Annotated in this window: 9 protein-coding genes and 1 pseudogene; 5 read left to right on the top strand and 5 right to left on the bottom strand. The window is 67.7% G+C overall.

Annotated elements, in window-relative coordinates:
* Window positions 1–1,142, bottom strand: a pseudogene (locus AC1VAN_RS04785) (hypothetical protein); the annotation flags it as partial.
* Window positions 1,143–1,262: 120 nt separating this feature from the next.
* Here AC1VAN_RS04785 and AC1VAN_RS04780 point away from each other — a divergent pair.
* Both AC1VAN_RS04780 and AC1VAN_RS04775 read left to right on the top strand, forming a co-directional pair.
* A complete protein-coding gene (locus AC1VAN_RS04780; RefSeq protein WP_442251078.1) occupies window positions 1,263–3,458 on the top strand; it encodes a hypothetical protein in 2,196 nt (731 codons plus the stop codon).
* 80 nt (window positions 3,459–3,538) lie between these two features.
* Window positions 3,539–4,024 carry a TspO/MBR family protein gene (locus AC1VAN_RS04775; protein ID WP_480985362.1) on the top strand — a complete coding sequence of 162 codons (486 nt, stop codon included), beginning with the start codon at window positions 3,539–3,541 and terminating at the stop codon, window positions 4,022–4,024.
* Here the strand turns inward: AC1VAN_RS04775 and AC1VAN_RS04770 are convergent.
* The 4 genes from AC1VAN_RS04770 to AC1VAN_RS04755 form a co-directional block, all read right to left on the bottom strand.
* Window positions 4,021–4,332 (bottom strand): hypothetical protein, encoded by a 312-nt coding sequence (locus AC1VAN_RS04770; RefSeq protein WP_032974675.1) that lies wholly within the window; start codon window positions 4,330–4,332, stop codon window positions 4,021–4,023. The two genes, AC1VAN_RS04775 and AC1VAN_RS04770, sit on opposite strands and share 4 nt — an antisense overlap.
* Window positions 4,333–4,403: 71 nt before the next feature.
* Window positions 4,404–5,087 carry an NAD(P)H-binding protein gene (locus AC1VAN_RS04765; protein WP_080148703.1) on the bottom strand — a complete coding sequence of 228 codons (684 nt, stop codon included), beginning with the start codon at window positions 5,085–5,087 and terminating at the stop codon, window positions 4,404–4,406.
* A 19-nt stretch (window positions 5,088–5,106) separates the two neighbouring features.
* The gene (locus AC1VAN_RS04760) at window positions 5,107–5,781 is read right to left on the bottom strand and encodes a ChrR family anti-sigma-E factor (RefSeq protein WP_025874475.1); all 675 of its coding nucleotides are present in this window, start codon (window positions 5,779–5,781) and stop codon (window positions 5,107–5,109) included.
* Window positions 5,778–6,401 (bottom strand): sigma-70 family RNA polymerase sigma factor, encoded by a 624-nt coding sequence (locus AC1VAN_RS04755; protein ID WP_025874474.1) that lies wholly within the window; start codon window positions 6,399–6,401, stop codon window positions 5,778–5,780. Before AC1VAN_RS04755 ends, AC1VAN_RS04760 begins: the two co-directional genes overlap by 4 nt.
* A gap of 144 nt (window positions 6,402–6,545) precedes the next feature.
* Here AC1VAN_RS04755 and AC1VAN_RS04750 point away from each other — a divergent pair, with 144 nt between their 5' ends.
* From AC1VAN_RS04750 to AC1VAN_RS04740, 3 genes are all read left to right on the top strand, one after another.
* A complete protein-coding gene (locus AC1VAN_RS04750; RefSeq protein WP_442251076.1) occupies window positions 6,546–7,313 on the top strand; it encodes a hypothetical protein in 768 nt (255 codons plus the stop codon).
* A gap of 84 nt (window positions 7,314–7,397) precedes the next feature.
* Window positions 7,398–8,354: an acyl-CoA desaturase gene (locus tag AC1VAN_RS04745; RefSeq protein ID WP_442251075.1), complete on the top strand. Its 957-nt coding sequence runs from the start codon at window positions 7,398–7,400 to the stop codon at window positions 8,352–8,354.
* Between the two features lies 1 nt (window position 8,355).
* A partial coding sequence (locus AC1VAN_RS04740; RefSeq protein WP_480985361.1) for an FAD-dependent oxidoreductase occupies window positions 8,356–8,575 on the top strand: 220 nt, incomplete at its 3' end.

Below are 8,575 nucleotides of genomic sequence, written 5' to 3'. Positions count from 1 at the left end.
GTGAGCTCACCGGCCTTCACCGGTCCGCGATCACCGCTGGGGTCGCCGGACAGTGCCGCGTTGACCATTCCGGCAATCTGCTCACCCTGCGCATGGCCGCGCAGGTCGAAGGTGAATTCATAGCGGCGCTGCGCCCTGTCTTCCTGGCCGTCGGCGCCGTAGGCGCTGACCCGGGTTGCCGGCAGGTTGCCGTTGTACTGCACGCTGCGCAGTTCGGTGCGGCTGCCGTCCTCGCGACTGACCTGCACCACATCACCGCTGTTGCGTGCACCCGCCAGGTCCAGGCCGAACGTGTCGCCATAGCCGACCTTCAGCCGCGCCTGCGAACTCATGCCCAGCCGCTCGACCGTCGCCAGATCCTGCACGCCCGGGGTCTGGCCGCTCAGCGTGCCGTTGTCGATGAACTGTTCATAGGCCTGGCGGCCTTCGGCTTGATCCAGGTCGAACGTGGCAGTGCGGACGGCAGCGTGACCGAGCGCGTCCTGCCGACCGGCAATCGCGCTGAACCTGCCGGCACTGAATCCCATGCCGTTGAAGGCTTCCACCGCCTCGTTCGGCCCGGTGGTGACGCGCACCCGGCCATCATCCAGGCGATCCACGCGGTAGCTGGCACCGCTCGCCTCGGTCGTCTGGCTCTGCATGGCGATGTGGCGGAAGCTGCCTTCCAGTGCGGTGCCGGTGAACTGCTGGCCATCCAGGGTGACGCTGCCCCCCTTCGGAATGGTCTGCGGATCAAACGGGTTGATGCGGGTGGGATCGACGTCCACCGCCTCGCTGGGCAGGCTGACCCTGTAGCGCCCGCGTACGCCGGTGCTGCTGGTGTCCTGGAAGCCGGCACCTTTCGCGCTTGCCCCGACCACCGACTCCATCGTGAGCAGGTAGTCCCTGCCGCCATCGGGCGTCGGGCTGCCGGCCATGTTCAGCGACGTCCCCTGGAACTGCGATGCGAGACTGGACGCTGCGCGCTTGTGCTCGGTACCCACTTTCAACGCGCCGTCGCCCTCGTTCAACGTGACCGAGTAACCACCGGCGGCGGCCCGCACCTCGCTGTTGGCCGAGGTGTAGGTCGGATCGAACGACGCCGAGGCGGCATCGCGCGGCGCATCCTGGGTTGCGCCTTCCTTGCTGGTCTGGGCATTCATGCCGTGACCTCCTTGAACAGTGACGCGCTGATTATAGGACGCGGTGTGCGCAGCACGTTCACATCGCGCCGCAGCCGCATCTACGATAGTGATGACCATCCCATTCCACGCCGAGGGTCCATGCCCCACTCCCTCGCCCGCCCGCAGCGATGGCGCCGTCACGGCCGCAAGCTGCTGCCGTACCTGCTGGGCCTGTATCTGCTGTACCTGTTGGCAGGCAATGTTTTCCTCAATACGCCGCTGTTCGATCAGGTCACCAATCGCAAACCGCACAAGTTCGTGATGTCCACCGGCCCGGCGATCACGCTGCTGCCGGGGCATGTCATCGCCTGGAATGTGCAGATGCGCGGCCACGTCAATCACACGGTGTATGTGCTGCGCGCGGACCGCGCCAGTGCACGCTTGGCATTGCTGCCGCTGTTCCAGCGCGAGGTGCGCGTGCCGTCGCTGCACGCGACCGGGGTGGCCGCCGAGATCGCGCGCGTGGAGGAGGCCATTCCCTCACCACCGCGCGGCGATCGCGGCTGGACGTTGCGGTTCGATGCCATTCATAGCGAAACCATCCGCAGCGTCCGCGTGGGCAAGCTGTTGATCGTTGGCCAGGGCAGCGGCACGGTCGGTTTCGTGAAGCAGCTGCGTGGTGGTCCCTCGGAACTGCTGGACTCGGAGGTGGCGTTCGCTGATGCCGACGTCAGCCTTGACGGCACCCAGCTGCTCGGCGACATGCAGCTGAAGACGCAGTTCTCCTACCCACGGCATTACCGCGACCAGGCACCCGGGCTGGCAAAGCTAGGGCTGCTGCATGCCGTGCTGGAGGTGCAGGCGCGCAGCCAGGGCCTGCGCCTGGATACGGACACGCAACGTCCTTCCATTGCCAGCGCCGCCGTGCCGGGGCAGCTGCAGGCCGCGATCACCCTGGACCAGGGCGCGCTTCAGCCCGGCAGCCATGCGGTCTGGCGCGTTCCCCTGCAGATGGGAGCTGGCGCCCCCGACCGCGGAACGCTGGCAGTGCAGCTGGACGCCGCCCGCGATATCCGCCTGCAGGCGCGGTTGCCGCAGCGCGAGGGCACAGGCGCTGCGCTGGACGCGGATCTGACCATCACCGGGCGGCACATTCCATTCGCCGAACCCAGCGAGATGCTGGGCCGCACCTCCGGAACAGTCAAGGGCGAATGGACCTTCACCTCGCTCAACTGGATTCCCGCACTGTTCGTGCAGAAACCCTGGTTCCAGCTGCAGGGCGGTGGCGTGCTGCGCGCCGACCTGCGCCTGCAGAACGGCGAGCTGGCCGCTGGCAGCAGCGTCGATATACCTGCGGCGCGGGCGGTGGCCGAAGTGGCCGGCGTGCACATGCAGGGAACGGCCAGCGCCCATGGCCAACTGCAGGCCGGGACGCCGACGCACGCCGTACTGGCAGTGAAGCTTCCCACGTTCAATGCGCGTGCAGGCGGCGCCAAGGGTGCCACGCTGTTCGATGGGCGCGACCTGGCACTGACACTCACCGGTGACGGTCGCCTGCGCGAGCTGCGCAAGGGCGTGCGCGCCCAGCTGCGCTTCGATGACGCGAGCATTCCAGACCTCACCGCCTACAACCGCTACCTGGGCAACGGCCAGGTGCGGCTGCTGGGAGGCGCTGGCCAGGTGAGCGGAGACGTTGAACTCGATACCCAGGGCCGGGTTGGCAATGGCAGTGTCCGCCTGCGCAGCCAACGCGCACGCCTGCAGGTGGCCGGGCTTGGCCTGCAGGGCGACGCCCGCCTTGATGGCAGGCTGCGGCGTGGTGATTTCAGCCAGCGCCGCTTCGATCTGGGCGGTAGCGTGATCGAGCTGCGCAACGTGCAGGTGGGTGAGCAGCAGCGTTCACAGCCGTGGTGGGGCCGGGTCACCATCGCCCGCGGTGACATCGATGCGCAGTCACCGTTCCAGGTGGACGCACGCGCGGATCTTGCCATGCGCGACGCGGGCCCGCTGCTGGCGCTGTTTGCCGAGCGCAGCGATTACCCGCGCTGGGCATTGTCGCTGCTCGACTCCGGCCAGGTGGATGCGCATACCCGCCTGCGCTGGCGCGCCGGGCATCTGGTACTGGATGGACTGCAGGCGGAGAACGAGCGCCTTTCGCTGCGTGCGCGGCTGGATCTGCTGGACCAGCGCAAGCGTGGCGACCTCTACCTTCGCTGGGGCCTGCTGGGTGCCGGCATCGAGCTGGATGGGCAGCGCCGCCAATGGCATCTGGCCGGTGCGCGGGAATGGTTCGACGGTCGGCCCGCGTTGCTGCCCGGTGCTGCAGCGGCCAGCGACGGTGGCACGGCGGACTGACCCGAAGGCTGCATCCAGTCGCGACGCCTTTACGTACAACCCACTACCGCAGTTCGCGATAGTGCAGGAGGAAAGACACCGTGAATGTCCGCAGGCAAGCAGTTGGCCTTCTGGGCTGGGCCATCGTCACTTTTCTGGCCGCCGCACTGGGCGCGCGTGCCTCGATCTCGSCAGCGGATTTCTACGCAAGCCTGACGTTGCCGGCATGGGCACCGCCGGCCAGCATGTTCGGTCCGGTGTGGACGGTGCTGTACGCATTGATGGCGTTGGCGGCGTGGCTGGTGTGGCGCCAGGGCGGATGGCGCGCGGCCGCGCCTGCGCTGGCACTCTATCTGCTGCAGCTGGCCCTCAACGTGCTGTGGAGCTGGCTGTTCTTCGGCTGGAAACAGGGGGCGTTGGCGTTCGCTGACATCGCACTGTTGCTGGCGCTGATCGTGGCCACGATCGTGGCCTTCCATCGCGTGCGTCCGGCGGCGGCATGGCTGCTGCTGCCTTACCTGGCATGGGTGACGTTCGCCAGCGCGCTCAACTACGCGGTGTGGCAGGCCAATCCGGCCGTGCTTTAGCCGGGCAATGCCTGAGGGCCTTGCGCTGCGGGCCGCCACTGGCGCAGCGCGCTGCCCCTGAAGGCCTGCTCACCGCAGCCGGTCGGGCAGCGCAGTACACGCGCGGCAGACGTGCTGACAAGCCCATCGCCCTCCTGCGCCTTGAATACGACCTCGCAGCACAGGCAGCGCGCCACCAGTGAATACAGATGGACGATGCGGCCGCTGCCGGGATCCTGCAGTGCGTTGACATCCAGCAGGTCGAAACGGCCGTTTTCAGGCGCTGGGCGCGATGGGCGAAGCAGGGAAGAGGATGGCTGCAGGTTCACGTCGATGCGTCACAGAAGGATGAGCGACGACTGTAGTAGGCGCGATGTGCAGCAGATGTGCACCGCACCCATCAGGTTGCAGCAGCGCCACCCAGCCGGTTGATCTGCGCACATTCCAGCACCGCCGGCGGCTCCGGCATCGTCGCCAGCACGATCATCGCGCGGCCGATGGCTTCGTTGCTGGTCACCAGTGAGGGCAGGACGCGGCCCGCCGCCGCCATCAGGGGACCGCCAAAGCGATACAGCGGCTTCAACGCCGCATGACGGGTGCCGGTCCCCGCAACCGGGCGCACCCCGGCGGGACGCAGCATGACGGTGCGCACCGCGAGCTGCGCCAACGCGGCCTCGGTCTCGCCCTTGATGCGCAGGGGCATGATCCGGCTGTGGGGATTGGCATGGGCGCCGGAGACATACAGGAACCGGCCGTCCGGATTCGCCTCGGCCCATGCTGCAGCCACGGCAAGGGTGGCATCGAGCGTCACCTTCCGATACTCGTCCTCGGCGGTGCCGACCGGCGGTGCTCCGGCACAATAGAAACACGCATCGAATCCGGCCAGCTGCGGGCCCACACCACGGGCATGCTGGAAATCGGCCAGCACGATCTGCTCGATACGCGCGTCGAGCCGGGCCTTGCCGCGGACCAGGGCAGCGGTGCGCGCCACCTGCGGCGAAGCGAGGCAGGCACGGGCAACGCCCTGCCCGACCAGTCCGGTCGCGCCGGTCAGCAGAATCCGCAGCGGGCGTGTTTCGTACATGCGTTGACCTTGAAGAAGCCTAGAGTTTCACGAAGCGCTGGATCCGGCGGGCCAGCCAACCACTGAATACCAGCGGCGCATCCAGCGCGGAAACGCAGATGCACGGTACGCCCGGCGCCGTTACCGGCTGGTGCTCGACCTCCTCGTCCAGGTCGGCCACATCGCCGGGCGCGAACAGACCCAGCGCATCATTGTAGGAACCCCGCAGGATCTGTGTCAGTTCGCTGCGTCCATGGCTGTGCATCGGCAGGCATTTGCCCGGCGCGATCTTCAGCATGATCAGCGACGGCATCTGCTCGGCACGGATGCAATGCACTCCCGGCGCCATCCAGCGCCAGTGCAGCCGGCCCAGCGAATCGCCGAAGTACGGATGCAGCGACGTCGGCAGATGGTCCGGATCCGCCTCGGGGCGTTCGCGCGGCATCGACCGCAGCGGGCCTGGCACCGCGTCGGCCTGGACCTCGACGAGCTGCGCAAGCATCGCTTCGCGCAGGCCCGCCCGCCGCGCCTCATCCGCCACGGGCTGGGTCTGCTCCAGCAATGCGGCACCGATGGCCTCCGCTTCGCGCAGCCGCTGGCGGCAGTGCGGGCACTGCTCCAGATGGGTGCCGGCGACGATGCTCAACGGTGCCGGCAGAGCACCGGCGGCGTAGCTCATCAGCGTCGACTCATGCAGGTGGTGGTGCGGATTCATGGTGCACCCCCGACCTTCGACTGCAACTGCAGGAACGCTCGTCGCAGGTGTGATTTGACCGTGCCCAGCGGCATCCCAAGCGCCTGCGCGATCTCGCTGTGGCTCTTGGCCTCGAAGTAGGACATGCGAACCAGACGCGCCTGCGTGGCCGGCAGTTCATTGATGCGCTGGCGCAGGCGGGCATGGTCGGCAAACTGCTCGGCGCTGCTGCGCTCGCCGACGTCGGCGGCAGCGGCGTCTTCCACGGCTTCCTGCACCTGCATCCAGCTGCGTTCGCGACGCACGCGGTCGATGTGCAGGTTGCGACCGATGCGATACAACCAGGTGCTCAGCGCACCTTGGGCAGGATCGAACTCGGCCGCGCGCAGCCACAGGCGCAGCAGGCATTCCTGGGCCAGCTCTTCGGCCACCGCTGCGGGTGCCCCAAGGCCACGCAGATAAATGCACAGGCGCGGCATGAAATGGTCGTAGATGCGCATGAAGCAGTCACGATCGCGCAGCCGGGCGACGCCATCCATCTCGCCGTTCCAGTTCGTTGGCTCGTTGCTGGGCTGCTGTGAACTGGACACGATCCGCGCGGTGTCGAAGGGATGGGAGGGACTGGCGGGAGGACGGTACATCGGCGGGGGCTGCCGTTGGGTGAAGAGGAGTCCTCCCCTCTACGCACGGTGGCGCCCGTTGGATGCACCCGGGATGGGTGCCAACGTGCATCCAGCCGGCGCCGGCGCGCGTACAGGCCCGCAAGCCTCCCATGGATCGCCCCGATGCGTCTTGCCTGGTTGCTGCTCTGCATGCCCTGCGCCGCTTCGGCCGCGCCGCTGCTGCGTTCGGAGGGCGTGGCCACCCTGGCCAACGGAGTCATTGCCTACCGCGAAGTGCATTGGCAGCGCGGCGCCGGCGATGGCAGCGAACGCTGGGTGGAATACCTTTGCCCTGCGGGCCAACCTTTCGCCCGCAAGCAGATGCCCGCCGCCACCCGGCCGCAGGTGCGGGGCTATGTGCTGCAGGACGCCCGCAGCGGCCAAGCGGCCGATGTGAGGGTCGGCCCCGGCGTGGTCCGGGTCGACTGGAAGGAGGACACGTCCACGCCTTCCCGAACCAAGCAGCTGCCGCTGCCCCCGGATGCCGTGATCGACGCCGGCTTCGATGCCGCCGTGCGGGCCCACTGGCGCACGCTGCAGGGTGGAGCACCGGTCAGCCTGCCTTTTCTGGTGCCCGGCCGGCAACGCTTCTACCCCGTGCAGGTGCAGTACCAGGGCCCGGTGCGCTGGCAGGGGCTTTCCGCCCATGCGGTGAATGTCCGCCTTGATACCTGGTTCGGCGCGGTGGCCCCACGTCTGTCCTTGGTCTACGCCGATGCTGATCGCCGCCTGCTCGAGTTCCGTGGTACCAGCAACCTGCGCGATGCACGTGGCGATTATCCGCAGGTGACCGTGCGCTTCGCCGCGCCCGCAACMGAGCAGCCGGAGCAGCGCTGGCGCACTGAGCTGCAGCGACCGCTGGTAGCGAGCTGTGGTGTTACGAGCAGGTGAACGCGCAGTCTGTTGCAATCCACTGCATCCAACCTGCACCGCAACGCGTAGAGGTAGGCAATCGACTCCCTCGGGCTTCCGTCCATGGCATCCGCAGCGCCTCCACTCCGCAGACGTTCGCGCCTGTTGCGCACCTTCCAGCGCTGGTTCGACACCGATGCCGGAAGCGAAACGGCGATCGACGGCAGCCAGGGTGACCGCATCGACTGGCTGCGCGCCCTGCCCTTCGCGCTGCTGCACGTGGCCTGCCTCGGGGTGATCTGGGTGGGCGTGTCCTGGACAGCGGTTGCCGTCGCAGTGTTCCTGTACGCGATCAGGATGTTCGCCATCACCGCGTTCTATCACCGCTACTTCTCGCACCGGACGTTCGAGGCATCGCGCACCGTGCAGTTCGTGTTCGCGGTCATCGGCGCCGCCAGCGTGCAGCGTGGCCCGCTCTGGTGGGCAGCGCACCACCGCCACCACCACCGCCACGCCGATCAACCGCAGGACCCGCATTCCCCGCGCCAGGGCGGGTTCTGGCGCAGCCATATGGGTTGGTTCCTCACCCGTAGCGCCTTTGCCACCGATCTGCAGCGCATTCCCGATCTGGCCCGCTACCCCGAGCTGCGCTGGCTGGACCGGTTCGACACCGTGGTTCCCGTGTTGCTGGCCGCTGCGCTGTATGGTGTGGGTGCGGTGCTCGAGCGTGTGGCACCGGGCCTGCATACCTCCGGCCCGCAGATGCTGGTCTGGGGCTTCTTCATCTCCACCGTGGTGTTGTTCCACGCCACGGTCACCATCAATTCGCTGGCGCACCGATTCGGCCGGCGCCGCTTCGAGACCCGTGATGACAGCCGCAACAACCTCTGGCTGGCGCTGCTGACCTTCGGCGAAGGCTGGCACAACAACCATCACTTCTTTCCCGGCACCGCCCGCCAGGGCTTCCGCTGGTGGGAGATCGACATCAGCTGGTATGGCCTGCGCGCAATGGCTGCGCTGGGCCTGGTGAAGGGCCTCAAGCCGATCCCGGCCTGGGTACTGGCCAAGGCGAGGCACTGACATGCGTATCGCGGTCATCGGTTCCGGAATCGCGGGTCTGGCCAGTGCGTGGTGGCTGGACGGCGAGCATGACGTCACCCTGTTCGAGGCCAACGACTACCTGGGCGGCCACACCCACACCCACGAGGTGACGGTGGACGGCCGCAGGATGGCGGTCGACACCGGGTTCATCGTCTTCAATCCGCACCATTACCCGCTGCTGTCGGCGTTGTTCGACGAAC

It is taken from the genome of Stenotrophomonas sp. 05L44_2, assembly GCF_056665995.1.
Note: the sequence above shows the minus strand (reverse complement) of the source record. Positions and strands in the feature narration are given on the sequence as shown.

What these genes read in the sequence shown, in the direction of transcription:
- AC1VAN_RS04780 (WP_442251078.1), top strand. Translation starts at nt 1,263, where the DNA reads ATGCCCCACTCCCTCGCCCGCCCGCAGCGATGGCGCCGTCACGGCCGC.
- AC1VAN_RS04765 (WP_080148703.1), bottom strand. Translation starts at nt 5,087, where the DNA reads ATGTACGAAACACGCCCGCTGCGGATTCTGCTGACCGGCGCGACCGGA.
- AC1VAN_RS04760 (WP_025874475.1), bottom strand. Translation starts at nt 5,781, where the DNA reads ATGAATCCGCACCACCACCTGCATGAGTCGACGCTGATGAGCTACGCC.
- AC1VAN_RS04755 (WP_025874474.1), bottom strand. Translation starts at nt 6,401, where the DNA reads ATGTACCGTCCTCCCGCCAGTCCCTCCCATCCCTTCGACACCGCGCGG.
- AC1VAN_RS04745 (WP_442251075.1), top strand. Translation starts at nt 7,398, where the DNA reads ATGGCATCCGCAGCGCCTCCACTCCGCAGACGTTCGCGCCTGTTGCGC.